Here is a 26,983-nt window from a genome sequence, read left to right on the forward strand (position 1 = left end):
CTTTATGTTACCGTTCGACTTGCATGTGTTAAGCCTGCCGCCAGCGTTCAATCTGAGCCATGATCAAACTCTTCAATTCAAGTTTAATCGCTCAATACTGCTGACATAAAATGTCACTACTTAAAAAGTATTATGAATTTCTAGTTAGCACCTATTAAGACTTCAAAATTAAAAAATATTTTTAAAACAAGTCAATCAACAAGTGCCCACACAGATTGTCTGATATATTGTTAAAGAGCAAAAAATAACGACGCACCGGTTTTTCTTAAGATTCACAACAGCGCGTCGTTGTGTGGGGCGTATTATAGGCATTTCAGATTCCTTTGCAAGATCTTTTTGTAAAAAAATGTAAATTTTTTATTGGTTGAAGATCTTTTAATCAAATCGTCTAAAAAACACAATTTTTATGGTGTTTTATTCTACGAATTCAGACTTTCTACAAATGCCTTTACTTTTCCCCAGTTGGTATATTCAATTTCTTTGGTCGCATCCGTTTCGCCACCTGTAATTTTCATAATCAATTGGATCATGACACGATCAATCCATTTATAGCGTGGATATAGCAATGCCCCTGCAAACACGCCGACTTTTGCCGGAGTCCATTTTATGCGTTGAAGGAACTTACGAACATAGACATTTCCCTCTGGCGTATCTTTCCCTTCTTTTCTCGCGGTTAAACCTACACCAAAAAAGACCGCACTTTTTGCATTCAATACTTCGTGATGTTGCTCCACAAAACGATATACCTGTTTATTAAAGTGACCATAACGAACAGATGCCCCAATAATCACCCGATCAAAAACTTGAAGATCCTGTTCTTCCATTAACGGTGAAACCACCACTTCTCCTTCAAGATACTGAGCCATAAACTCAGCAATCTTTTTAGTTTGTCCATCACGGCTTGAATATAAAATTAATGTTTTCATTATGCCTTCCAAAATGCTGGCGTGAAGAGCGCCAATAATGTGAAAATTTCTAAACGACCGCATACCATCGCAATGGTGAGTACCCATTTAGCACTATCTGGCATCGCCGTCATATTGCTGCTTACTGAACCTAATCCTGGTCCAAGGTTATTAATACTTGCTAATACCGCATTAAAGGCATCAAAAGGTTCGACACCACAGGCAATCACACTTAATAAACAAATAGTAAATACCAATAGATACGCCGAGAAAAAGGCCCAAATACTCCCAATCACTCGTTCATCCAGGACATTTTGACCCCATTTAATTGGATACACTAAATTAGGGTGTACAAATCGTTTCAGTTCTCTTGCACCTTGAAGATATAGCACTAAAATTCGTGCAACACGCAAACCGCCACCGACTGAGCCTGCACAGCCACCAATAAAAGAGGCAATAATTAATAACATCGGCACAAAAGAAGGCCATTCAGCGAAATTCGATGTAGAGTAGCCTGTTGTGGTTGAAATTGATACGGCTTGGAATATGACTTGCTCAAAATCTTGCCATGAGGAATCAAAATATTGATGACTTATCATCACCAATGTACATGCCACGATAAGCAAAATTTGAATACTCATAAAGAAACGGAATTCTGGATCTTTTGTATAAATCTTCAAAATATTTTCTCGTCCTAAAGTTGAAAATGCTCTGAAGTGCAATGCAAAGTTACAAGCCGAAATCCACAAGAAAATGACTGTGATAAAATTAATCGCCGAGCTATTAAAATAACCGATGCTGGCATCGTGTGTAGAAAAGCCGCCAATGGATACCGTCGAGAAACTATGTGTAAGTGCATCAAACGGTGTCATACCTGCTAGCCAATAAGCCAAGGTACAAGACATGGTTAAAAAGAAATAAACAAACCACAATGCCTTTGCCGTTTCTGCTATCCTTGGCTGAATTTTCTGATCTTTCATTGGACCAGACATTTCAGCACGGTATAACTGCATTCCGCCAATACCCAATAAAGGAATAATCGCAATCGCAAGTACGATGATCCCCATGCCGCCTAACCATTGTAAAAATTGACGGTAAAACAGAATGGCTTTCGGTAAATTATCTAACCCAGTCATGACTGTAGCGCCCGTGGTTGTTAACCCGGAAAACGCCTCAAATACGGCAGAAGCCACCGTTAAATGAGGTGCATCAAATAATAACAATGGTAAGGTTGCTAACCCGCCAAGAACGAACCAAAATGCCACCACAATTAAAAAACCATCACGAGACCGTAATTCTTGTTTGTGGTGATGACAAGGCCACCAAAGCAACATGCCCACAGTTAAGCTCAATGCAAAAGCTTGCATAAACGCTTTACCGCCGCCATCGCCATAAATAAGCGCCACAAAGGCTGGAATCAGAATCGTGCCGGAAAAGCACATAATCAAAATGCCGATAATCCGAATAATAGATAAAATATGCACAATATCTCGCTTAATTCATTTCTTCTAATTTCAACGTTCCTGCCGAACGCTCAATTAATGCTTGTTCAAAAGGTTTAATTTGATCTTCACTAATGCCTAACTGCAATGTAATCTGCACTTGAAAATCTTGCTGATAAATTTCAATTTGATGCTGTTCACATAAAATTTGGATCCAATTTAATTGTGCATAATCACAATGAACTTGGAATAACTGACGTTCTACTTTTCGTTCAGTTTCTAATAATTTTAAAGCTTGCTGAACACCATTTCCATAAGCACGAACTAAACCGCCCGTGCCTAATAAAATGCCACCATAATAACGAACAACAACGGCACTGATTTCACCAACTTGGCTACCTTGCAAAGCCGATAGCATCGGTTTCCCTGCGGTTCCAGCTGGTTCACCGTCATCAGAAAAGCCTAATTGTTGAGAATCTGTTGGCTTGCCGGCTACTGCTGCCCAACAATGATGGCGGGCATTAGGGTGCTGCGATTTAATTTCTGCCCAAAAAGCTTTGGCTTGTTCAAGTCCTTCCGTATGTTGCAAATACGTGATAAATCGACTTTTCTTAATTTCTTCTTCAAAAACGACCGCACTTTTGGGGATAAGGTATTCAGCCATGAAATAATTGTTTAAATGAATTTGTTGCGTAGTTTATCATTGATAGCGGATTTATCGAAATTTCCCCATAATTATTGTATGATGTAGCTCAATTTCAATAAAACTGATGAATAACAATGACTGAAATTACTGTCGATAAAACCCTTGATACCGTTGGTTTACGTTGTCCTGAACCTGTAATGCTCGTGAGAAAAAACATTCGCCACATGAATGAAGGTGAAGTGCTGCTTATTTTGGCGGACGATCCCGCCACGACTCGCGATATTCCCAGTTTCTGCCAATTTATGGAACATACCCTTTTAGCGAGTGAAACCAAAGAGACACCTTTTAAATACTGGGTGAAAAAAGGCCAATAAAAATGCGGCCATTATTGACCGCACTTTGTTATTCTGCCGTATTACTCGAAACGGGATAATACTGTTTCTGAAGAAATTCAGGCTTCAATAACGCAGAGGCATTCCACCACTCAATCACCAGCTCCTGTGGCCCTTCTGCATAAGACGCAATTTCATACACGTTATACACAAAGTGAATCCCATCATGATCTAAATAGAAATTATCGGTCACTTCAAAAGCGTCTTTTGATGTAAATGCTTCCTCATCTTTTACCTCGCCATATCGAGTGTAACGTTCCCAAAGTAGCTCTTTTAATTTAGCTTGTTGGTTTGGTTTAAACACATCATCAAATGAGAGCAGTTTTTTCGTTTCTAAATCAATATTAAGATAATGATAACCACCAACGCCATGAGCGCCACCGCCATAGCTGTAATAATTTATTAAAAATACAGCAAGCTTACCTCTTTGGTGACTAAATGCTAACTCTAAAGTTTCATCAACACCAATTATCGGGAATTCCAACATCTCTTTTTTAGCTTCATCATATTTTTTCTGGTAATCCGTAATAAGCTGCTCGCGACTTCTTGGTTTGCCATCTGCATTTTTTGAAATTTGTTCTAAAAGTAGTGTATCTAACCATTCAATATTCGTTTTTAGTGTAGAAATGCTGTAATGAAGTTTACCTTCTACAGGCACATATTCATCTTCTTTGAGCGATTTAGGATATTTGATGGTTTCCTCTTTATCAAAAATCACATCATCTTGAGCAATAATTGCTGGAATAACCTTCTCCGCCTTTTCTTTTTCAGCTTTTAATTGCGTATTTTCTGCCGTTAGTTGTGCAATTGTCTGTGTTTGTTGCTCAATGGTTGCTTTCATTTCTTTATCTTCGCAGCCTGTTACCACAAAAAGTGCGGTTAAAATTAAGGCTGAAATCAGTGTCTTTTTCATGTATTACCTATAAATCAAATGTATCTTTATCACGTAAAATATGGTCATTGCCTTTGCGGCGTAAAAAGCCGGTACGGTCAAAATACTCCATTAACTGTACGGTCAGTTTTCGACCAAAATTAAGCTTGTCACGTAATTCATTTACCGCAATCTTACCTTCTTCACCTGCTATTTGCTTAATTAAGCGAGCATAAGCATAAATGCTCTCAGTCAGGAAAAATCGATCTTTTACGATTGGCGTAAGATAGCCCAATTTACCCGCTTTATACATAAAATTACGCATCACACTTTCATCTTGCGCCAAGGCTGTTGCCATATCACGCACCCAAATGGCTTGACCATGCGCTTTCTCAAATTCAGCAAACACCGCTTGCCATAAGCTTTGCTCTTCGGCTGAAAATTGGATTTTGTGTGAAGGCAAATGCAACCAGCCACGAGTCTGCTGCAATTGGCCTTCATCAAGCATTTCTTCAATAAAATGATAAATCAGATTTTCCGGTTGGTTTAGTGTCGCAATACGGTATAAGCGGGCCTTACTCAAACCTAGCTGATCATTATGTTGCTCATGATAGGTGGCAAGTGCGGTCAAAATTTGCTGCGTTTTTTCACGTTGATAATCGCGATTAAAACACCAATTTTGGAAACGGATATCGCCATTCTCGGCTAATACTTCAGCCAGTTGATTTTCGGTTAGTTGCTCACTCCACATTAAAGCTTGAGCTGAAATCGCCTCTTTTTGTAAGGTCAATCCGATGCGTTGTGTGGCGGTTTGAGCCTGATTAAGTTTAGCCAAGAACGCTAGACGAGCCTCTGTGCGCTTATAACGTTTTTGTGAGTGAATTTCGAGTACCTTGGCACCACCAATTAACGCTTTCGCATCACCACTACGTAAAATTAATTTATCCCCAAAAGCTAAAAATAATGGCTGTTCTAAAATGACCTCAGCCAAAGTGCGGTCATTTTTCATTGCATTTTTGCTTTCAAGTAAGGTGAGCTTACCCGTTGTACGGCTTGCCGCATGATAAATGTGTACAGGCTGACTGTCTTTCAAATTCACTTCAGGTGTAATTTCAATAGTAATACGATCGGTTGGTTCAAGCGGTTCTGAGGCTAACAACCAATCGCCACGCTGCATTGGAATACGATCTAAATCAACGTTTAAATTGAGCGCTAAACGCTGACCTGCGACACCTTTCTCACTTGGTGTGTTTTGAGCATGGATATTTTTTACGCGAACCTTTTGTCCCGTAGAAAGGAAGAGTTCATCATCAATGGCCACCGTTCCCGCAAATGCTGTCCCTGTTACCACTGTCCCCGCCCCTTTCACGCTAAAAACACGGTCGATGGCGTAACGGAACGGTTTATCTATTTCAGCTAATTCCGGTAAATTGGCTAAATAATCACGTAACGCATCAATACCTAATCCTGTTTGTGCAGATGTAATAAAATAATGCGATTCAGCTAAGAATGGATAATCCGTCTGAATTTGTGTTTTTAATGCCTCGATTTGCTCATCTGTTGCTCGGTCAGCCTTGGTAATCACCACCATGATTTCAGTAAATTGAAGCTGACGTAAAATCGCTAAGTGTTCTTTAGTTTGTGCAGCAATCCCTTCATCTGCAGCGACAATGAGCATCGCATAATGCACACCACCAAGCCCCGCCAACATATTGGCGAGAAACTTTTCATGGCCAGGCACATCAATAAACCCGAGTACTTTCTCTTTTAAAGGCAAATAGGCATACCCCAAATCAATGGTCATGCCACGTTTTTTTTCTTCCGGCAAATGGGCAGTATTCGTGCCTGTCAGCGCTTGCAAAAGGGCTGTTTTACCATGATCGACGTGTCCTGATGTTACTATGATCATAATTTTTCCACCGTATCTAATAGTGCCTTAAAGTCGGCCACGCTACGTAAATCTAACCAAATTTTTCCTTTCTCAACTCGGCCGATTATCGGTTGTTCTAATTGCTTAAATGTAGTCAAAAGTGCGGTCAATTTTGTCTCTGTTTTTTCGGCAATCGTCACCGCAAGAGAAGGAATCGTCGCCATTGGTTGAGAACCACTCCCAATCTGAGCAAAGCTTTCTTCAATCTCAACCTGGTAATCTTTTAAGCGGTTTGCTAAACCGGCTTTAAGTTGTTCGGCTTTTTCTTTTAATACATCTATTGATTGGGTGAGCAAATGTAAAGTTGGCAATGTCTCAGTGAGTTTTTCCGGTTGGAGATAAAGGCGTAATGTTGCCTCAAGCCCGGCTAAAATCACTTTATCGCAACGCAATACGCGCTTTAATGGGTGAGCTTGTAACTGAGCAATCCACTCTTTTTTACCGACGATAATACCGGCTTGTGTTCCACCCAATAATTTATCACCCGAGAATGACACCAAGTTTACGCCCTGTGCGACTTTTTCTTGCACCGTTGGCTCATTCGGTAAATCATATTGGCTTAGATCAATCAATGCCCCACTACCAAGATCCGTTATAACAGGAATATCAAATTCTCGTCCAAGATCAACCAACTCTTGTTCTGAAACCGAAGCGGTAAACCCACTAATATGATAATTACTGCAATGTACTTTCATTAAGAAAGCCGTGTTTTCATTGATTGCTTGACGATAATCTTTCAAATGTGTGCGGTTTGTTGTTCCCACTTCAACAAGTTTACAGCCTGCTTGAGCCATAATGTCTGGAATGCGAAATGCTCCGCCAATTTCAATCAATTCCCCGCGAGAAATAATGACTTCTTTATCTTTTGCAAAAGTTGCCAACATCAAGAGTACGGCTGCAGCATTATTGTTAACGATACAAGCTGCCTCTGCGCCTGTGAGTTGTGCCAATAACTCACTAATATAATTATCCCGATGACTGCGTTTGCCTTCTTCCAAATCATATTCTAGTGCCACGTTACCTTTCATCGCATGAAGTGCCGCCTGTTGTGCACTTTCAGCCCATAATGCTCGCCCTAAATTTGTATGTAATACAGTACCCGTTAAATTATGAACTGATTTAATTTGTACATGATTTTGTTGTACCAAGCGATGTTGTAAATGATGTAATGTACTTAGGTGATCGGCAAAAAAGTGCGGTAAGTTTTGATGCTGTTTGATAAACTCGCGCCCTTCAGACAATAATTGGCGCAATTCACGCACGACAGCTGAATGACCAAATTCAGTTAAAAGCATTTCACCTTCTGGTGTTTTTAAAAATTTATCTACCGAAGGAAGTTGTTGAAAAAGTGCGGTCATTTTTAATTCCTATTTCAAAATGGCGTTGAATTGCAAACTAATTTACGCTAAAGTAACCGCAATTTCAATAACGGAAGGTCGTCATCTCCGGTGAGGTGGCAGGACTTCAAATCCTGTTGGGGACGCCAGCGTTCCCGGGTGGGTTCAACTCCCATGACCTTCCGCCACTTTTTTCCTCCAACAAATATTTCTCTCTTCCTAACATTCACTTTTTTAATTTGAATTTTCATTATAATTTTGCGGAATTTTAGGCAAATAAAAAGGCGCATCTTTCGATACGCCTTCTTTATCTAACTTGTTACAGTTAATACATCAATTATTTGATGATTTTCGCAACAACACCAGCACCTACTGTACGGCCACCTTCACGGATTGCGAAACGTAAACCTTGGTCCATCGCGATTGGGTGGATTAAGCTTACTGTCATTTTGATGTTATCACCAGGCATTACCATTTCCACGCCTTCTGGTAACTCGATTGTACCAGTTACGTCAGTTGTACGGAAATAGAACTGTGGACGGTAACCTTTGAAGAATGGAGTATGACGACCACCTTCATCTTTTGATAATACGTAAACTTCTGATTCGAAATCAGTGTGTGGAGTGATTGAACCTGGTTTCGCTAATACTTGACCACGTTCGATTTCTTCACGTTTGGTACCACGTAATAATGCACCGATGTTTTCACCTGCACGACCTTCGTCAAGTAATTTACGGAACATTTCAACACCAGTTACAGTTGTTTTTGTTGTTGGTTTGATACCAACGATTTCAACTTCATCACCAGTACGGATGATACCACGCTCAACACGACCTGTTACTACTGTACCACGACCTGAAATTGAGAACACGTCTTCGATTGGAAGAAGGAACGGTTGGTCAATTGCACGCTCTGGCTCAGGGATGTAAGTATCTAAGTGGTTTGCTAACTCAAGGATTTTTTCTTCCCATTCTGCAACGCCGTTTAATGCTTGTAATGCAGAACCACGTACGATTGGAGTATCGTCACCTGGGAAGTCATATTGAGAAAGAAGTTCACGAACTTCCATTTCTACTAATTCTAATAACTCTTCGTCATCTACCATGTCGCATTTGTTTAAGAATACGATGATGTAAGGTACACCTACTTGGCGACCTAATAAGATGTGCTCACGAGTTTGTGGCATAGGACCATCTGTCGCTGCTACTACTAAAATAGCACCGTCCATTTGCGCCGCACCGGTAATCATATTTTTAACATAGTCCGCGTGTCCTGGGCAGTCAACGTGTGCGTAGTGACGAGTTGGAGTATCGTATTCAACGTGTGATGTGTTGATGGTGATACCACGCGCTTTTTCTTCTGGAGCGTTATCGATTTGGTCGAATGCACGAGCTGCACCACCGTAGTGTTTTGCTAATACGGTTGTGATTGCTGCTGTTAAAGTTGTTTTACCGTGGTCAACGTGGCCGATTGTACCCACGTTTACGTGCGGTTTTGTACGTTCAAATTTTTCTTTAGACATTTAAAGAGTCCCTCTAAATAGACACGGTTATCGATGGGTAAATTAAACCACATTAACCAATAAAATCATTACTATTTAATAAAGGAAAGAGGAATTTGGAAGGCTGGTGCTGATAGGCGGATTTGAACCGCCGACCTCACCCTTACCAAGGGTGCGCTCTACCAACTGAGCTATATCAGCGTTTGGAGCGGGCAGCGGGAATCGAACCCGCATCTTTAGCTTGGAAGGCTAAGGTAATAGCCATTATACGATGCCCGCAGTCCTAAATTCATCTGTCCCATCAGAATTCATTTAGAAAATGGTGGAGGGAGAAGGATTCGAACCTTCGAAGGCTGAGCCAACAGATTTACAGTCTGCCCCCTTTGGCCGCTCGGGAACCCCTCCACGCTAAATGAATACTTGTTTACTAAAGGATGGTGCCGACTACCGGAATCGAACTGGTGACCTACTGATTACAAGTCAGTTGCTCTACCTACTGAGCTAAGTCGGCGTGTTGTAAGCAAGTGAGGCGTATTATATGGAAAATTTTATGCCTGACAAGTTTTTTTTATGAAAAATGCGTTTTTTTTAACTATTCGTCTAATTTACAAGCAAAAAGCCACATTCTTGATTTAAAACTCACCACTTTTAATAAAAAACGATGATCACAACTCATTTATAGGGTATATTTTGTCCAATTTTTTCACTCTAGATATAAAGCACCGTGGAAATTACCGAACAACTAACACCCTTTCTGAACTTTAGCCGTCAGCAATGGGCTGAATTAAGAAAATCTGTTCCGCTAAAATTAACGGAGCAAGATCTCAAACCGCTTTTAGGTTTTAATGAAGAGCTTTCTCTTGATGAAGTGAGCACCATTTACCTGCCACTTGCACGTCTCATCAACTACTATATTGATGAAAACCTTCGTCGCCAAACGGTTTTAAATCGTTTCCTTGGCGGACAAAGCCCTAAAGTCCCTTACATCATTAGTATCGCAGGTAGTGTTGCTGTTGGGAAAAGTACATCGGCACGTATTTTGCAATCTTTGCTAACCCACTGGCCTACCGAACGAAAAGTTGATCTGATTACTACTGATGGTTTTCTTTATCCATTAGAGAAACTTAAAAAAGATGATTTGCTACAGAAAAAAGGCTTTCCTATTTCTTATGATACGGCCAAATTAATTCGTTTTTTGGCTGATATCAAATCAGGCAAGCCTTCTGTAAAATCACCTATTTATTCTCATCTGACTTACGATATTGTTCCTGATAAGTTCGATATTGTCGATCAACCGGATATTTTAATTTTAGAAGGACTAAACGTTCTCCAAACAGGTTCAAACAAAGCCAATCAAACCTTCGTATCTGATTTTGTGGACTTTTCTATTTATGTTGATGCTGACGAGAATTTGCTTAAAGAATGGTACATCAAACGATTCTTAAAATTCCGTCAAAGTGCTTTCACTAATCCGGATTCCTATTTTAAACATTACGCCAATCTCTCTGAGCAAGAAGCCATTGAAACAGCCAGTAACATTTGGGATAACATTAACGGATTGAATTTAAAACAAAACATTCTGCCGACTCGTGAGCGCGCCAATCTCATTCTTAGAAAAGGTGAAAATCATGAAGTTGAATTAGTGAAATTAAGAAAATAAAAAAGAGCGGTCAATTTGACCGCTCTTTTTCTCACTGCCTTACGACATCCTTCCATTCTCAATGCCAATCACCTGATCGCAAATAGCCATAGTGGATTGGCGATGACTCACGAGAATAATCAATTTTTCTGCTTTCACGTTCAACAATGATTTCAAAATCATCGCTTCGTTTAAGCTATCCAAATTACTGGTCGGTTCATCGAGTAAAATAATCGGTGCATTGTGTAAGAATGCACGAGCAATACCGATACGTTGCTTTTCACCATCAGAGAGGTTGCCGCCCAATTCCGTCATTTTCGTTTGATAACCTTCTGGCAAGCTTAAAATGAAATCATGAATTGACGCTTTCTTCGCGGCTTCCATAATTTCTTCTAACGTTGCATCACGGCGTGCAAGGCGAATATTTTCCTCGATGGTTTCGTTGAAAATGTAGGTTTGCTGGGTAATGTACGCCATATTGTCACGCAAACTACGGGTGTTGATGTTCGGTAAGGTTTCACCGTTAATTTTAATGCTGCCTGATTTAGGATCGTAAAAACGCATCAGCAGTTTTAACAAGGTACTTTTACCACTACCGCTTCTGCCATGAATACCTAAAATTTCACCTTTTTTCACTGACAAGCTAACATCCGATAAAATTTGTTCTTCACCGTAGGCAAAGTTTACATTTTCAACATCAATACGAGAAACCTCTTTCAAATCGACCGCACTTTCTACTTCTTTTAATTCGGGTTCTTCTGCTAGCAAGCTCAATACACGCTCACCTGAAGCCAAGGTTTGTAACAAGTTGCTTGAAAGGTTACTTAACGCAATAACCGGGCCATAGCTCGACATCAATAAAATCACGCCGATTAAAAAGGCAGAAAAATCAATCTTATCTAGACTAAACAAAATTAAGCCGGTGAATAACATAATGATGTTAAACACTGATACCGCTACTTCAGTGTAAACGCGTACTTTCGCTTCTTGGTCTTTAATGCGTTCGAAAGCCGTATCGATTTTTTGACTGCGTTGTTGAATTTCATCTAAACGTTGTTTTGCGTAGCCAAAAAGTTGAATTTCTTTCATACCTCGTACGCTGTCGAGGAAGAAATCATTCATTTCGCCTACTAATTCACGATAGCGTCTGCCATCTTCACGCGCCAATTTGGTGGTAATAATGGGTAGAATCACGCCCACTGTTAAATAAGCGGCTAATGCCACAACCACAAACCAACCTGAAAGATGAGCAAAGACCAGCAATAAAATCGCAGAAGTAAAGAACGCGATCATAATTGGTGCAATGGTGTGCGCATAAAACACTTCGAGCAATTCGATATCGTTAGTTACTAAAGACACTAATTGTCCCGCTTGTTTATCTTGCAACTTCACAAAAGCCAAACGACGTAAAGAAGAAAACACTTTATCGCGCAATAATGCCAACAATTTAAAGGCGATATAATGCCCAGACATCTGCTCTAAATAACGCAACGCACCACGAGCCACCGCCAACACGATAAGTGCGGTCAAAATTCCAGAAAAACTTAAATGGGTGTCAAAGTTTAATAAATTTACTAAACCCATCGCCCCAAGCACCATAATAAATATGGCAGCCAGGAAACCGAGCGTTCCCATGGTAATGGTAAACGCCATAATGTGCGCCAGTGGAGTCACTAATTTCAACAAATGCCCCATCACAACAAAACCATTTTTACGCATTTGCCACCTCTCTAATTTGTTCTAAATCTTTTTGTTGTTGGAACATTTCAGCATACGCACCTTGTTTTTTCATGAGGTCTTTATGTGTGCCTTGCTCAATCAATTTGCCTTGTTCAAGCACATTAATGCAGTCGGCATTCACGGCATTCGCCAAGCGGTGAGAAATCATCACAATGGTTTTTTGTTGTTTAAATTGTTGAATGAACTGCAAAATAATTTCTTCGCTTTCTACATCAATGTTACTGGTCGCTTCGTCAAAAATATAAAGCGCTGCATTATGTAATAACGCGCGTGCTAAAGCTAAACGTTGAATTTGACCGCCAGATAAATTCGCACCACGGCTTAATAGCGGCATATCTAATCCACCATTATCTCGAACGAATTGCGCCAGATTGACTTGCTCTAAACACGCATAAATTTGCTCATCTGTGGCATCAATTTTCGCCATCTTCATGTTTTCACGTAGCGTACCTTTAAACACATAACTGCTATGGCTCACCAAAGAGACTTTTTCGTAAAACGAATGACGATCAATCTCTTGAATTTCTTGGCCGTTGAACAAAATCTTACCTTGTTGCGCTTTATTAAAGCCCATTAGCAATGAAACCAAGGTAGATTTACCACAACCACTTTTACCCACAAATACCGTAAGTTGATTTGGTAAGATGCTTAAATCTAAGCCTGTAATCGCTGGTTTATCTTCGCTGTAAGCAAAATGCAGATCTTGAATATCCACTTGAATAGCATTTTTCGCTACAAAATCGACCGCTTGTGTTTGGGTTTCCACGGGCGTATCTAACAATGTGAATATCTTATCTGATGCGGCTTTACCATTCATCGCCACATGGAAGAAAGAACCCAATAAACGAAGCGGAATAAAGAATTCAGAAGAAAGCAGAATAAATAAAATGACGCCCAATACGGTTAATTGATCCGCTTGGAATTGCAACAAGGCCGTTAAAATCCCGATTGCCGCACCACCGTAAGCAAGTAAATCCATCAGCGACACTGAGTTAAGTTGCATGGTAAGTACTTTCATGGTAATTTTGCGGAAATGTTCCGCTTCCTCATTCATTGCTTTCGCTTTATAAGCATCATCTTGATAGATTTTCAGCGTGATTAAACCTTGTAGGTTATCTAAGAAACTGCTGCCCAACCCCACATAAATGGACCAATATTTTGCCAAGAGTTTTTTCGCGATTTTATTCACTGCAATAATAGACATTGGAATCAGCGGCACGCAAATCAGCAAAATCACGGCTGTTTTAAAGCTGAAAAAGATCAGGAAGGCAAAGAGTGTGAGCGGTGCAAGTAAGCTATAAAAAAGCTGAGGTAAATAACGCCCAAAGTAGATTTCAAGCTGCTCCACACCTTCTGAGGCTACTTGAATGATACTTGACGTGGATTGTTGATTCACTTGGTTAAGTGGCATCGAAGCCAATTTACGATAGATGAGGCTACGCAGCTCATGTTTGACTTTCGTACTGGCAAAATAAGAAGCCTGCACCGATTTTTTACCCGCAAAGGCACGCAATGCCAAAGCTGCAACCAAAACGATGCCCAAAATGACCGCACTTAGTGGGCCCAATTCGTTAAAATAAGCCGCCTGTAAAATATAAGAAAACACGACGGCACTGATAATCCCGCCAATTAACGCCACCCAATTCCATAACACCGTGATGCCAATCCATTTTTTACTGTCGGCCACCGTGTTAATTAGGCGTTTATCTATCATCATAATGATTGCTCCTAAAAAACAAAAAAGAAGTACGCACATTACTATGCGTACTTTACTATAAACAATTTAATAATTAAAAACGAATTTCAATTGAGGCTGAGAAGTTACGACCTGGTTGATAATAACGCTCAAGACCTGGGTAGCCGCCATATCTATAATTAGGTCTTAAGCCTACAGAGTTTATTTTACCACCTGTATTATTTAATCCACGCAAAGTATCCCAAGTGTGGTATTTACGATTAAATATATTATAAATTCCCGCACGTAAAATGATATTTTCAGTTGGTTTATAGAAGCCAAACATATCGAATACAAAGGCTTTTGAATTTAAATGTTTCCAAGTTTCCAACTCTGTTTCATGAGCCTCTTCCGTACATTTAATTTCAAATTCTTCACCAATACCATAATAATAGTAAGGATTAGGAATACGTTCTTTTTTTACACAACGCTCAACTGTCTTAAGATATTTAGCATTTTTCGCTTTTTGTGCACCGAGATAAGTTAAACGAGAGAAAATACCCCACTTACCGTCAGGCTGTTCATAATCTAAGCCAATAATTGCCTTAATTGGTTGAAGTGACATTAAACTTGCACCATTAGACATACTTCCTTTGCTGTAACCTAAAGAACCAAATAACTTCCAACCATTTGGCATTGGTGTAACTTCATTTAAATTAAGTCTACCGGTAAATTCAACACCGTAAATTTTTGCAGAATCAATATTTTGCATTTGTTGAACCGGACGCCAACGCCACATACTTCCATAGTAGTTATAATTTTCCCATGTTTCTTGTTCATACAAGAAGTCCTTATAACTAGAATGGTGTAAATTCAAAGATAATTCACCTAAACGACCTTTACCTAATAAGTTAAGATTTTGGGTCAAACTTTTTTCCGCTTTGAGATTAGGATTTGACATCCAAGCGCCGGCAGCATTATCCCGATAATCAAAATACATTTCTGAAGCATTTGGCATACGGAAACCGGAACCAATGCTGTAACCTAATTTCCAATTATCATTAATGGTTTTTTCCAGCCCAGCTATCCAGCTAATGTTATGGAATTTAGCATCATCAGCTTTACGGCAGTTTTTACACTCTAATGCACCTAAACTGCCTTGGGCATATTTTGCCCAGTCGTAGCGAATACCTAAGTGTGATTTCCATTCTGGCGTAAATTGAATCTCATCATGTAATGAGATATTGTAATGACGTGTTTTAACAGGATACATCATTGTTGAATCTTTCGAATCTACCCATTCTTTAACGCCATCATAGTTATTGTCTACATAAACAGAATCTTGATGCAAAATATCAAATTTTCGTTCAGAAATAGCGGTTCTAAGTGAAAAAGTATGATTAGTTGTTCCCAAATCAATTGGTTGGCTATCTATACGAAAATTAATTCGTTTAAATTTAGTGTTAAAAAAACGAAGGTTATTATCACTAGGCTCACTAGGTTTAGCAGGGCTCCAAGCTGTCGCAGGCTTAGCTCTATACCCCTCATAATTATAGGCTGCGGTTTGTGTTTTTTGATAATCCACATCCGTTTTAACCAATGCAATCACTTTTGAATCAGGCATATATTCATAAAAAACATTGACTGTATCTCGTTTCGCACGGTCGTCAGCTTCACGCCAGTTGCTTTCAGACGTCACAGCTGAATCTTCGATAATATAATTTTTATTGCGCGAGCCACTATAAGAAACCCCAACGCGGTGACTATCATTAAAACGATATGCAAATTTAGCTAAATAGCTGTGATTATTATGCGTTGAATCATCAGGAGTTTGCTTACTGTAACCACGAGAACGTGTGTAGTACGAATCTTCAGGAATGGTATAACCACCAGCACTTTTCATTTCATGCCCATGGCGATTAGAATAAAGCAATAATGCTTCCGCTTTTTCACCGGCATATGCCACACCTAAAGTATTAGTCCAATCATTATTACGAGATGCATAACCAGTACGATATAACGCACCAAATTTTCGACCGTTTCTTACAATATCAAAGGGTTCAAGGGTACGATAATTAACCCCCCCACCAATATTACCACTCCCTTGGTTGAAAGAATCAGCACCTTTAGCAATATCAATAGTTCGAGCTAATTCAGGGTCGATACTTTGACGAGAAGTATTCAAGTTACCATAACGCTTGTAAAGTGAATTTTCTTCTGAATCTGGCAACGCAACTCCATCAATACTAATACCTACTCGGTTATCCTCTACTCCACGAATAGCGAAACCTTTTTGATGGCGACCTTGATCAACAACCCCAACATCAGGACTATAACGCACAAGATCTTTGTTATTTTGAATGAGTTCTTGTTGAATAATCTTTGCCGTTTTCTTTTCAGAATGGTTGGCTTTTGTCGAATCATCCAATTCTGTCGAAACATTAATCGTTTCTAATTGTTCCTCCGCAAAGGAAGATTGAGAAATGGATACTGCAGCAACAGGCAAAATCCCGTAAGTCACCGCTAAAAATGTATTCTTTTTCATATTGTTATCCTTAAATAGCAAAACAGGTAGAATTATAAAAAAGAATAATAGGAAAAAATATATAAAATTGAGAATTATTTTTATTTTTGTGATCTAGTTCAAAAAAAATACCGCACTCAGTTTCCCAAAGTGCGGTCATTTTTAATGATATTTTTGAGTGTTAGACTAAACGTCTAAGTTTGCTCTTAACGCATTCATTTCGATAAATTCACGGCGCGGTTCAACTTCATCTCCCATCAATGTGGTGAAGAGTTGGTCTGCTGCCACAGCATCTTTAATCGATACTTTTAACATACGACGAGCATTTGGATCCATGGTGGTTTCCCAAAGTTGCTCAGCGTTCATTTCACCTAACCCTTTGTAACGTTGGATTTCTAAGCCTCGGCGAGATTCTTTCATCAACCACTCAACAGCTTGTTCAAATGACTGAACAGGTTGCGTTTTTTCACCACGTGTGACATACGCCCCCTCTTCGAGCAAGCCATTGACTTGCTGGCCGAATGTAGAAATCTTCGCAAATTCATTGCCTGTCACAAAATCAAAGTTAATGAAGTAATCTGTATCAATACCATGTTTACGAACGGTAATGACTGCTTCATATACTTGGCGTTCGCTGTTAAATTGGGTTCTTGCTGAATATAAATGGGCTTCCGTTTCTTTTTCGGTTAAGTACGCAACAAAAGCATTCGCCCAATTTTCGACCGCACTTTCATTACGCATTAAATCAACGGTTAATTGTGGTTGATAAACTAAACCTTGCAATAATGGCTCCGGATAGTAACGACTTAAACGAGTAATTAATTTCTGAACATTGTTATATTCGCCTACTAATTTCTCAAACACTAAATCATTCATTGCTGGTGCATTAGCACTGATATGTAACGCTGCACCATCTAACGCAAGCATTAATTCATATTGCACCATTTCGTCGTTATCTTTGATATAACGCTCTTGTTTACCTTTTTTCACTTTATAAAGTGGTGGCTGAGCAATATACACATAACCACGCTCAATTAATTCCGGCATTTGACGATAGAAGAAGGTCAACAATAAAGTACGAATGTGTGAACCGTCCACGTCCGCATCGGTCATGATAATGATGTGATGGTAACGTAATTTATCCGGATTATATTCATCGCGACCAATACCACAGCCTAGCGCCGTAATTAATGTACCCACTTCTTGAGAAGAAAGCATTTTGTCAAAACGTGCTTTTTCAACGTTAAGAATCTTCCCTTTTAACGGTAAAATCGCTTGGGTTTTACGATCACGACCAGATTTTGCCGAACCACCCGCAGAATCCCCCTCCACGAGGTAAAGTTCTGACAGTGCAGGATCTTTTTCTTGGCAGTCTGCTAATTTACCCGGAAGACCCGCAATATCCAATGCGCCTTTACGACGAGTCATTTCGCGGGCTTTACGTGCTGCTTCACGTGCACGAGCAGCCGTAATAATTTGATTTACAATGATTTTCGCATCGGCTGGATTTTCTAATAAATATTCCTGCATACGCTCATTCATGGCAGATTCAACCGCACTTTTCACTTCAGAAGACACTAATTTGTCTTTTGTTTGTGAAGAGAATTTAGGATCGGGCACTTTCACCGAAATAATCGCCACCAAACCTTCACGCGCATCATCACCTGAAGTACTCACTTTCTCTTTTTTCAGTAACCCTTCGCTTTCCATATAGTTATTTAAGCTGCGGGTTAACGCACCACGGAAACCGGCTAAGTGAGTACCACCATCACGTTGTGGAATGTTATTGGTAAAGCAATAAACATTTTCGTTTACACCATCATTCCATTGCAATGCGACTTCCACACCAATACCGTCTTTTTCAGCTGAAAAATAGAACGGTTTTTGGTGAATTGGATTTTTATTTTTATTTAAATATTCAACGAATGCTTGAATACCACCTTCATAATGGAAGTGATCTTCTGTGCCATCACGTTTGTCAATTAAACGAATTGATACGCCAGAGTTTAAGAATGAAAGCTCACGTAGGCGTTTTGCTAAAATTTTGTAATCGAAAGTTGTAATTGCAAAGATTTCTGGACTTGGCCAAAAACGCACCGTTGTACCCGTCGCTTGAGTTTCACCGATAATAGTTAAAGGCCCTTGAGGCTCACCTAAGTGATAGAATTGCTCGTACACATGACCTTGGCGGCGAATGGTTAATTGCAATTTATCAGAAAGTGCATTTACTACCGAAACACCCACGCCATGTAAACCACCTGATACTTTATAGGAGTTATCATCGAATTTACCTCCTGCGTGAAGCACTGTCATGATTACTTCTGCTGCAGAAACACCTTCTTCCGGATGAATATCTACTGGAATGCCACGACCGTCATCTTGCACGGAAACAGAGTTGTCATCATGAATAGTAACGATAATATCGGAACAATAGCCAGCAAGGGCTTCATCGATCGCATTATCCACCACCTCAAACACCATATGGTGTAGGCCTGTTCCATCATCGGTATCCCCAATATACATGCCCGGACGTTTCCGAACCGCATCAAGCCCTTTTAAGACTTTAATACTTGATGCACCATAAGCATTTTCTGTAACCGGTGTTTCTGACATAGTTTTTCTCTATTTTGTAATGAAAATTGTGCGGAATTATAGCAAAAAACTGACTATTTTGCGAAATAAAAGTGCGGTCAAAATTTTCGCTGTTTAAAAACCAATAAACAAGTACATAGCATATAAAACAAAAAGACGAGTTTTATCTAAACTCGTCTTTTTTATTGTATTAACACTTATTTCCAAATATGGTTATTTAACCCGAGTTCTTTCACCATATCTGTGAAACCTTTGATACTCGAAATATAATCACGGATCGTATTGTCTTCCAACAATGACTTTTCAAAGGATGGTTCAAAACTATTCTTTCCTAAATTAGCCGCAACAATCACTTCTCGGTTACGAAGTACCATCGAAATAGGGCAATTAAATTTCTCTTTCAAACCACAAAAGCGTTCCATTAACTTAGGCGATAAGGCATATCTGGCTAAGATTTGATCTTCAGTAAACACATCAAAATAACGATTAAAAGATGGACTATCCATCAAAGCAATTTCACCTTCTTTTCTTAAACACCCCTCCTTCTTATCGCAAACATAAACCCAATGGGCCAGTTCTTTAGGGAAAGTTGCTTTAAATAAAATGCCTTGAAAGGTCGTGGTCCTTAATCCTTTCATTATTTTTCCGCTCGGTTCCATATTAAACGCTGCAAAATCACAGATTTCAACTTCAGTCTGGTCAAGCTCACCCAAAATTAAATCCTCACTACGATAACTCGCCGGATAACTATCGTAAACTGAGAAAAAATCATTAAGATGAAGCCCCCTGTCTGGTCTAAAGTAGAAGCCAAACTCCTGGACAATCGTGTTAATTACCCGAGTTTTAAATTCTGCAATAAAGCGTTTATATCTAAAAAATAAGCGACGGAAAGAATAAATGAGCACACCAAGAATCAATGCCGTACTTAATAAATTCTCACTCCCTATCGCACCGAGAAGCAAAAATAACCCAAAACACAACCCAATTATCGATTTGTTGATAAGTGATTTGACGGCTAAGCGTTCCTCATCTAATTTTTCCAACCCCAGGAAACGAATCCCTTCAATCTCTTTTGGTGTATTCATGGTTTGTCCACTTATTGTTTAAATAAATTACCCACATTAGGGACTTCCGCTTCATTCTGAGGAATATCGAAAAATGTTCCTTTCTGGAAATTAAACAAGTTTGCAATTAAATTCGACGGAAACATTTCCACAGCATTGTTATACTCTTCAACTGCTGAATTATAAGTACGTCTCGCTGCAGAAATTTGCTCTTCCACATCACTAAGTGTGGTCTGAATTTGCATAAGATTTTGATTGGCCTTGAGATCAGGGTAATTTTCTAGACGAACCTGTAAATGACGTAATACCCCCGAAATCTCATTATTGAGTTGGAATTTTTCACTTGTAGTATGAGCTAATTTAGCACTTTCACGTAACGTTACGATACGCTCAAGCAAGCTACGCTCATGCGACATATATTCCTTTGCTGTGGCGGTTTGGTAACAAATCATAACGGCGTTTTAACTGAACATCCACGCTTGCCTCAACACTGCTCACTTGATTACGTCTCATAACCAATTTGTTATACATTGAAATGGTGAAAGCTAAAGTTACAACAACAATACCTGCGACTACACTCATTATTATTTTCTCCATAAAAAATTATCCCTGCTTAGTATAGGGAAAAGCGTAATAAAATCCATTCTCTTAGACAATTTTTTGTTGATAAAAATCAATAAAAATAAACAAAACCAAGAATTTAACTTATTCACTTCCTATTCATATCGACGCAAAGTGCGGTCAAATTTTACGAAGATTTTTCGAGACCAAATCCTTCTTTATTATTGTGATTTTATGTACAAAAAAGATACTCCAAGTGAAGATAATGCTAGCAAATAACAATCATTCTCAATAATTAAGTGAAAACAATCACTTACCCACTTATTTTATAAGGAAAATAAGGGTATTTTTGATTACGATCAAATAAATTTCCCTCATCAAGGCATATCATAGGTAAATTAACCATACAAGTAACGTGCCAATTGGAGTGATTATATGCAACGAAGTGATGGATTATTTTCTGCTTTAGCAGAAGTTTCCCGTCGGGATTTTATGAAGTTATGTACCGCACTTGCGGCGACTATGGGGCTAAGTTCAAAAGCGGGGGCAGAAATGACCGCTGCTTTAACCGAACCTAAACGTCCACCAGTATTATGGATTGGTGCGCAAGAATGTACGGGTTGTACTGAATCCTTACTACGTGCGACCCACCCTACAGTAGAAAACTTGGTATTGGAAATGATTTCCTTAGAATACCACGAAACCCTTTCTGCAGCCTTTGGGGAACAAGCTGAAGATAACAAACACAATGCAATTAAACAATATTATGGAAAATATGTTTTAGTCGTAGATGGATCTATTCCGGTGAAAGACGGCGGCGTCTATTGTATGGTAGCAGGTAAACCGATTGTAGAACACATTCAAGAAGCCGCTAAAGGGGCTGCTGCGATTATTGCGATCGGTTCTTGTGCGGCATGGGGTGGCGTACCTTCTAGCGGTGGTAACCCAACTGGCGCAAGCAGCTTATCTGAAGTCTTACCAAAAGGCACGCCGGTGATTAATATTCCAGGTTGTCCACCAAATCCACACAACTTCCTTGCAACTGTCGCTTATATTCTTACTTATAAGAAACTACCTGCAATGGACAAATTAAATCGTCCATTATTCGCTTACGATCGCTTAATTCACGAAAACTGCTATCGTCGTCCGCACTTCGATGCTGGACGTTTCGCTAAAGAATACGGTGATTACGGTCACCGCCACGGTTGGTGTTTATATCATCTTGGTTGTAAAGGGCCAGAAACTTACGGTAACTGCTCTACCTTAGAATTCTGTGATGTCGGTGGTAATAACTGGCCGGTTGGTATCGGGCACCCTTGCTATGGTTGTAACGAAAAAGGTGTCGGCTTTACCAAAGGTATTTTCCAATTAGCGGGCGTAGAAAATCCAACACCACGCGTTGAAAAACCAGACGTCAACAACACCGAAGGTTCAGGTGCAACCATGACGGCTATTGGTTTATTAGGCGGTGCAGCTGCGATCCTAGCAGGCGTGAGTGTTGTGACCTTACGCGAATTAAGCGCTCAACATAAAGCCCGTTCTGAAGCTAAAGCTGCAGAGAAAGAAGAACATACAGGTAAATAATAATGGATAGACGAAAATTTCTAAAAGCGGGTATGCTTGGCGGAATCGCATCTACTTTGCCTGTATCAAATGTGCAGGCATCGGAAGCGGTTGAGCCTATTCCCGGCGCACTTGGAATGCTTTATGACTCTACCCTTTGTGTAGGTTGTCAAGCATGCGTGGCTGAATGTCAAAACGTGAACCACACCCCCGTGAATCCAAAAGGTGATCAAACTTGGTCAAATAACGACAAACTCACGCCATTTACTCGTAACGTGATTCAAGTCTGGAGTGATGGCGACGGCACAAACAAAGATAAAACAGAAAACGGTTATGCTTATGTTAAAAAACAATGTATGCATTGCGTTGACCCTAACTGCGTTGCCGTTTGCCCTGTTCAAGCACTCACCAAAGATCCAAAAACAGGTATCGTAAAATATGATCCCGATATTTGTACTGGTTGCCGTTATTGTATGGTGGGTTGTCCTTTTGATGTACCAAAATACGACTACGACAATCCATTCGGTGAAATCAGCAAATGTGAACTCTGTAACCAAAAAGGCGTTGAACGCTTAGATAAAGGTGAATTACCTGGTTGCTGTCATGTTTGTCCGACTGGTGCGATTATTTTTGGTACACGTGAAGAATTATTGGCAGAAGCGAAACGTCGTTTAAGCTTATTACGTGGCACCGAATATGATTACCCACGTCAAAGTGTCAATAGCACAGATAAATACCGTGCTACCGTGCCAGCATATCAATATCATATCTACGGTGAAAAAGAAGGTGGTGGTACACAGGTACTTGCCTTAAGTGGTGTGCCTTTTACTAACCTTGGTTTACCAGACTTAGATGAAGTCGCGACAGGTTCTCGTGCAGCGCATTTACAACACTTCTTGTATCGCGGTTTAGCATTGCCATTAGTGGCACTGGCCGGTTTAACCTTTATGACTTACAAAAATATGCATGGCGATAAAATCGCTGAGCGTATTGCAGCACAAAAAGAAGCCATGCGTCAGGCACGCAAGGAAATCGAAGAAGCGGAGGATGAGCATCATGAGTAATCCACGTCCGGTAGGCGGTCGCCTTGTTTCTGCCGCAATTCTCTTTTTTGCACCACTTGCTGTGCTTTGCGTTTTATTAATTTTAAAACGTTTGGTTTTCGGTATTGGTTCTGTGACCGCACTTAATGGCGGTTATCCTTGGGGTTTATGGATTGCCTTTGACTTACTTGTCGGTACAGGATTTGCCTGTGGCGGTTGGGCTCTCGCTTGGACCGTGTACATTTTCAATAAAGGGAAATATCACGCCCTTGTTCGCCCAGCATTGCTTGCAAGTTTATTCGGCTATTCCCTTGGTGGTTTATCTATCACCATTGATATGGGACGTTATTGGCATTTGCCATATTTCTACATTCCAGGTCAGTTCAACACGAATTCCGTTCTATTTGAAACGGCATTTTGTATGACGGTGTATATCATCGTGGTGACCCTAGAATTCGCCCCTGTATGGCTTGGTTTCTTCGGCTTGAAAAAATGGTTTAATAAACTGAATAAAATCATGTTTTTCATTATTGCCTTGGGTGCCTTGTTACCAATGATGCACCAATCTTCAATGGGTTCCTTGATGATTGTAGCTGGTCACAAAGTCCATCCGGTATGGCAAAGCTATGAAGCACTACCAATTCTCTCCTTGCTGACAGCTTTCATTATGGGCTTCTCTATTGTGATTTTTGAGGGTTCTTTAGTTAAAGCAGGTCTTGCAGGAAAAACACCAGATGAACGTCATTTATTTACTCAATTGGCACGCGTTACCGCAGGATTAATTTTCTGTTTCTTAGCTGTGCGTTTTGGTGAGTTGATTTATCACGGCAAACTGCAAATGGTTGTAGGTTTCGATAAATTAACTAAATTTGAAGCATGGATGTTCTGGATGGAAGTCTGGTTGATGGTATTACCATTACTAACCCTCTTCCTTGGGGAGAAAAAATCAGATTCCCGTTGGTTATTTATTTCGGCATTAAGCATGTTACTCGGTGCAGCATTATGGCGTATGAACTATTCGCTTATCATGTATAATCCGGGCAACGGCTATCAATATTTCCCATCTGCGGAAGAATTGCTTATTTCAATCGGTTTCGTTTCTATTGAAGTATGTGCCTATATTTTAATCATTCGTTTATTCCCTGTATTACCGGTATTTAAAGAAAAACATACCGAAGACTCAGAAAAAATTATTGCCGAAAAAGCGGCATTCAGCAAAAAAGTTAGCGGAGCAGAATAATGTCAGAAAAAAAACGTATCTCAATTGACCCAATTACCCGTATTGAGGGTCATTTACGTATTGATTGCGAAATTGAAAACGGCGTCGTCACCAATGCCTGGTCATCTGGTACCATGTGGCGCGGTATGGAAAATATCGTAAAAGGTGCAGACCCTCGTGATGCATGGATGATTATGCAACGTATCTGTGGCGTATGTACCACAGTACACGCGATTATCAGCGTACGTGCCGTAGAAGATGCTATTGGTGCGAAAGTTCCCGTCAATGCACAGTACATTCGTAACATGATTCTTGCTGCCCACAGCATTCACGACCATATCGTGCATTTCTATCAACTCTCCGCGATGGACTGGGTGGATATCACCGCTGCGCTAAAAGCTGATCCTGAAAAAGCAGCAGATATGCTAAAAGGCGTTTCTACATGGTCATTAAACAGTGCTAACGAATTCCGCAACGTACAGAAAAAAATCCAAGCATTAGTGGACAGCGGACAACTTGGTATTTTCGCTAACGGTTACTTCGGTCATGCTGCAATGAAACTTCCACCAGAAGTGAACCTCATTGCCGTAGCGCACTATTTGCAAGCTCTTGAATGTCAACGTGATGCTAACCGTGTAGTCGCATTACTTGGTAGTAAAACACCACATATTCAAAACTTGGCGATTGGTGGTGTGGCAAACCCAATTAACTTGGATTCCCAAGCTGTGCTTAACCATGAACGTCTCATGTTCGTGAAAGCTTGTATCGATCGCTTAACTGACTTCATTAACCAGGTATATAAAGTGGATGCAGCAGTATTTGCGGCTTACTATCCTGAATGGTTAAGCTTGGGTAAAACATCGGGTAACTACTTATCTGTGCCAGAATATCCAATTGATGCAGATAACTCTAAATTCATGTTGAAAGGTGGTTATATCGAAAACGGCGATTTATCAACTTTCCGTGCAATCGACCAACAAAAAGATGAGTTCGTTGTAAAAGGCATTAAAGAGAGTGGTAAACACGCTTGGTACGAAGATGATGAGCCATTAGAACCTTGGGCTGGCTTAACTCGTCCGAAATATACCGGCTGGCAAGATGATGGTAAATACTCTTGGGTAAAAGCACCAACCTTCTACGGTAAAGTTGTCGAAGTAGGCCCTCTTGCCTATTTAATGTGTGGTTTGGCTGCGAATGACACGCCAACTGTCAACCACTTCAATGAATTAAAAGGCATTTATGAAAAATTGACTGGTAACACGTTAACCACCGATCAATTACATTCTACCCTTGGACGTATTATCGGTCGTACCGTGCATTGCTGTGCGATCAACGATATTTTAAGTGCTCAATGGCAAATGCTCATTGATAATATCGCTAAAGGTGATATGACGGCGTATATCAAAACAGATATTCCAGCAAGCGGTGAATTCCGTGGTGTTGGTTTCGGTGAAGTACCACGTGGTATGCTTTCTCACTGGGTTGTCATCAAAGACGGTCGCATTGAAAACTACCAAGCAGTTGTACCATCTACATGGAATGCGGGTCCGCGTAACGAACAAGACCAAATGGGTCCTTATGAGCTTTCCATTATTGGTACACCGGTGGCAGATCCAACTAAACCGTTAGAAGTGGTCAGAACCATTCACTCTTTCGACCCTTGTATGTCCTGTGCCGTGCACGTCGTTAATACCGAAAACGGCGAAGTGACTGAAGTGAAGGTGTTGTAATGAAGCCGTTAATTCTTGGCGTTGGCAATATTTTGTTAAGCGATGAAGGTGTCGGTGTGCGCGTGGTGCAGGAGCTTGAAAAACGCCCTGAAATTCAACCGCACTTTGACGTCATCGATGGTGGTACTTGTGGCATGGAATTACTGGATGCGATGGCAAACCGCGAGCATTTGATTATTGTCGATGCCGTGCTTGCTAACAAACAGCCAGGTGAGATTGTCGTGTTACATGATGAGCAAGTACCCACTTTTTTCTCTCGCAAAATTTCGCCACACCAACTCGGCATTTGTGATGTACTTTCTGCAATGAAATTAACGGACGAATTTCCAAAACACCTTTGTCTCATCGGCATCCAACCAGAATCGCTAGAATCTGGAATTGGCTTGACTGAAACGATACAAAACGTGTTGCCAAAGGTTTTTGAAACGTTAAATCAAGTGATTGCTGAATATGGTTTGAATCTAGACTCCCCTCTTTAGAAAAGAGGGGCTGGGGGGAGATTTGACTTAATTAATAGAGACAAGAGTTAAATATCCCCTAACCCCTCTTTACGAAAGAGGGGAACTTTCTTTAAGATTGCACCTGCTATGCTTTAATCTTATTAATATT

Annotated in this window: 21 protein-coding genes, 5 tRNA genes and 1 rRNA gene; 8 read left to right on the top strand and 19 right to left on the bottom strand. The window is 40.1% G+C overall.

The genetic code is table 11. The features are described from left to right. The 4 genes from A9500_RS01605 to A9500_RS01620 all read right to left on the bottom strand — a co-directional run. Positions 1-79, bottom strand: a 16S ribosomal RNA gene (locus tag A9500_RS01605); the annotation flags it as partial. 340 nt (positions 80-419) lie between these two features. Further along, positions 420-926 (bottom strand): menaquinone-dependent protoporphyrinogen IX dehydrogenase, encoded by a 507-nt coding sequence (gene hemG, locus A9500_RS01610; protein ID WP_065243652.1) that lies wholly within the window; start codon positions 924-926, stop codon positions 420-422. After that, positions 926-2,389, bottom strand: coding sequence for a TrkH family potassium uptake protein (locus A9500_RS01615; protein WP_065243653.1), 1,464 nt, complete (start codon positions 2,387-2,389; stop codon positions 926-928). Before A9500_RS01615 ends, hemG begins: the two co-directional genes overlap by 1 nt. 10 nt (positions 2,390-2,399) lie before the next feature. Beyond that, positions 2,400-3,011: a YigZ family protein gene (locus A9500_RS01620; RefSeq protein ID WP_065243654.1), complete on the bottom strand. Its 612-nt coding sequence runs from the start codon at positions 3,009-3,011 to the stop codon at positions 2,400-2,402. A gap of 116 nt (positions 3,012-3,127) precedes the next feature. Between A9500_RS01620 and tusA the strand changes: the two genes are divergently transcribed. Then, positions 3,128-3,367, top strand: coding sequence for a sulfurtransferase TusA (gene tusA, locus A9500_RS01625; RefSeq protein WP_065243655.1), 240 nt, complete (start codon positions 3,128-3,130; stop codon positions 3,365-3,367). Between the two features lie 28 nt (positions 3,368-3,395). Here tusA and A9500_RS01630 read toward each other — a convergent pair whose 3' ends face one another. Genes A9500_RS01630 through selA form a run of 3 tightly spaced genes read right to left on the bottom strand, consistent with a single transcriptional unit; the run spans position 3,396 to position 7,544 of the window. Then, positions 3,396-4,298, bottom strand: coding sequence for an RsiV family protein (locus A9500_RS01630; RefSeq protein ID WP_065243656.1), 903 nt, complete (start codon positions 4,296-4,298; stop codon positions 3,396-3,398). Between the two features lie 7 nt (positions 4,299-4,305). After that, positions 4,306-6,165: a selenocysteine-specific translation elongation factor gene (gene selB, locus A9500_RS01635; RefSeq protein WP_065243657.1), complete on the bottom strand. Its 1,860-nt coding sequence runs from the start codon at positions 6,163-6,165 to the stop codon at positions 4,306-4,308. Further along, entirely contained in the window at positions 6,162-7,544 is a 1,383-nt protein-coding gene (selA, locus tag A9500_RS01640) for an L-seryl-tRNA(Sec) selenium transferase (protein ID WP_065243658.1), read from the bottom strand. Before selA ends, selB begins: the two co-directional genes overlap by 4 nt. Positions 7,545-7,616: 72 nt before the next feature. Here selA and A9500_RS01645 point away from each other — a divergent pair. Next, positions 7,617-7,711, top strand: a tRNA-Sec gene (locus A9500_RS01645). A 149-nt stretch (positions 7,712-7,860) separates the two neighbouring features. On the opposite strand, the gene tuf is transcribed toward A9500_RS01645, so the two are convergent. The 5 genes from tuf to A9500_RS01670 form a co-directional block, all read right to left on the bottom strand. After that, positions 7,861-9,045, bottom strand: coding sequence for an elongation factor Tu (gene tuf / locus A9500_RS01650; protein WP_049383876.1), 1,185 nt, complete (start codon positions 9,043-9,045; stop codon positions 7,861-7,863). Positions 9,046-9,149: 104 nt separating this feature from the next. Then, positions 9,150-9,225 (bottom strand) — tRNA-Thr (locus tag A9500_RS01655). A 3-nt stretch (positions 9,226-9,228) separates the two neighbouring features. Beyond that, positions 9,229-9,303: transfer RNA gene (locus tag A9500_RS01660), tRNA-Gly, on the bottom strand. Positions 9,304-9,344: 41 nt separating this feature from the next. Further along, positions 9,345-9,429, bottom strand: a tRNA-Tyr gene (locus tag A9500_RS01665). Positions 9,430-9,459: 30 nt separating this feature from the next. Continuing rightward, a tRNA-Thr gene (locus A9500_RS01670) sits at positions 9,460-9,535 on the bottom strand. Between the two features lie 213 nt (positions 9,536-9,748). On the opposite strand from A9500_RS01670, the gene coaA reads away from it, so the two are divergent. Then, positions 9,749-10,684, top strand: a complete 936-nt coding sequence (coaA, locus tag A9500_RS01675) for a type I pantothenate kinase (RefSeq protein ID WP_005695046.1) — start codon at positions 9,749-9,751, stop codon at positions 10,682-10,684. Between the two features lie 39 nt (positions 10,685-10,723). Here the strand turns inward: coaA and cydC are convergent, their stop codons facing one another. From cydC to A9500_RS10845, 7 genes are all read right to left on the bottom strand, one after another. Continuing rightward, positions 10,724-12,382: a thiol reductant ABC exporter subunit CydC gene (cydC, locus tag A9500_RS01680; RefSeq protein ID WP_065243659.1), complete on the bottom strand. Its 1,659-nt coding sequence runs from the start codon at positions 12,380-12,382 to the stop codon at positions 10,724-10,726. After that, positions 12,375-14,120 (bottom strand): ABC transporter ATP-binding protein/permease, encoded by a 1,746-nt coding sequence (locus A9500_RS01685; RefSeq protein WP_065243660.1) that lies wholly within the window; start codon positions 14,118-14,120, stop codon positions 12,375-12,377. Before A9500_RS01685 ends, cydC begins: the two co-directional genes overlap by 8 nt. 73 nt (positions 14,121-14,193) lie before the next feature. Further along, complete coding sequence (locus tag A9500_RS01690) at positions 14,194-16,623, bottom strand: TonB-dependent hemoglobin/transferrin/lactoferrin family receptor (protein ID WP_083180229.1); 2,430 nt, start codon at positions 16,621-16,623, stop codon at positions 14,194-14,196. Positions 16,624-16,788: 165 nt separating this feature from the next. Continuing rightward, a complete protein-coding gene (gyrB, locus tag A9500_RS01695; protein ID WP_065243661.1) occupies positions 16,789-19,215 on the bottom strand; it encodes a DNA topoisomerase (ATP-hydrolyzing) subunit B in 2,427 nt (808 codons plus the stop codon). A gap of 176 nt (positions 19,216-19,391) precedes the next feature. Continuing rightward, positions 19,392-20,279 (bottom strand): DUF3137 domain-containing protein, encoded by an 888-nt coding sequence (locus tag A9500_RS01700; RefSeq protein WP_065243662.1) that lies wholly within the window; start codon positions 20,277-20,279, stop codon positions 19,392-19,394. An 11-nt stretch (positions 20,280-20,290) separates the two neighbouring features. Then, on the bottom strand, positions 20,291-20,674 hold the full coding sequence (locus tag A9500_RS01705; protein ID WP_257005659.1) for a LemA family protein: 384 nt from the start codon (positions 20,672-20,674) through the stop codon (positions 20,291-20,293). Next, on the bottom strand, positions 20,664-20,840 hold the full coding sequence (locus tag A9500_RS10845; RefSeq protein WP_257005660.1) for a hypothetical protein: 177 nt from the start codon (positions 20,838-20,840) through the stop codon (positions 20,664-20,666). The genes A9500_RS01705 and A9500_RS10845 overlap by 11 nt, the downstream gene beginning before the upstream one ends. 414 nt (positions 20,841-21,254) lie before the next feature. Here A9500_RS10845 and hybO point away from each other — a divergent pair, with 414 nt between their 5' ends. From hybO to A9500_RS01730, 5 genes are read left to right on the top strand one after another with little or no spacing between them, the layout of a single operon-like run. Further along, complete coding sequence (gene hybO / locus A9500_RS01710; protein ID WP_065243663.1) at positions 21,255-22,403, top strand: hydrogenase 2 small subunit; 1,149 nt, start codon at positions 21,255-21,257, stop codon at positions 22,401-22,403. A 2-nt stretch (positions 22,404-22,405) separates the two neighbouring features. Then, entirely contained in the window at positions 22,406-23,446 is a 1,041-nt protein-coding gene (gene hybA, locus A9500_RS01715; protein ID WP_049365050.1) for a hydrogenase 2 operon protein HybA, read from the top strand. Then, entirely contained in the window at positions 23,439-24,665 is a 1,227-nt protein-coding gene (gene hybB / locus A9500_RS01720) for a Ni/Fe-hydrogenase cytochrome b subunit (RefSeq protein WP_065243664.1), read from the top strand. The genes hybA and hybB overlap by 8 nt, the downstream gene beginning before the upstream one ends. Then, positions 24,665-26,374, top strand: a complete 1,710-nt coding sequence (hybC, locus tag A9500_RS01725) for a hydrogenase 2 large subunit (protein WP_065243665.1) — start codon at positions 24,665-24,667, stop codon at positions 26,372-26,374. The genes hybB and hybC overlap by 1 nt, the downstream gene beginning before the upstream one ends. Beyond that, positions 26,374-26,853, top strand: a complete 480-nt coding sequence (locus tag A9500_RS01730) for a HyaD/HybD family hydrogenase maturation endopeptidase (RefSeq protein WP_014064531.1) — start codon at positions 26,374-26,376, stop codon at positions 26,851-26,853. Before hybC ends, A9500_RS01730 begins: the two co-directional genes overlap by 1 nt. The last annotated feature ends 130 nt before the right edge of the window (positions 26,854-26,983 follow it).

Source organism: Haemophilus sp. CCUG 60358 (genome assembly GCF_001679485.1).
In the GTDB taxonomy this organism is placed as follows: domain Bacteria; phylum Pseudomonadota; class Gammaproteobacteria; order Enterobacterales; family Pasteurellaceae; genus Haemophilus_D.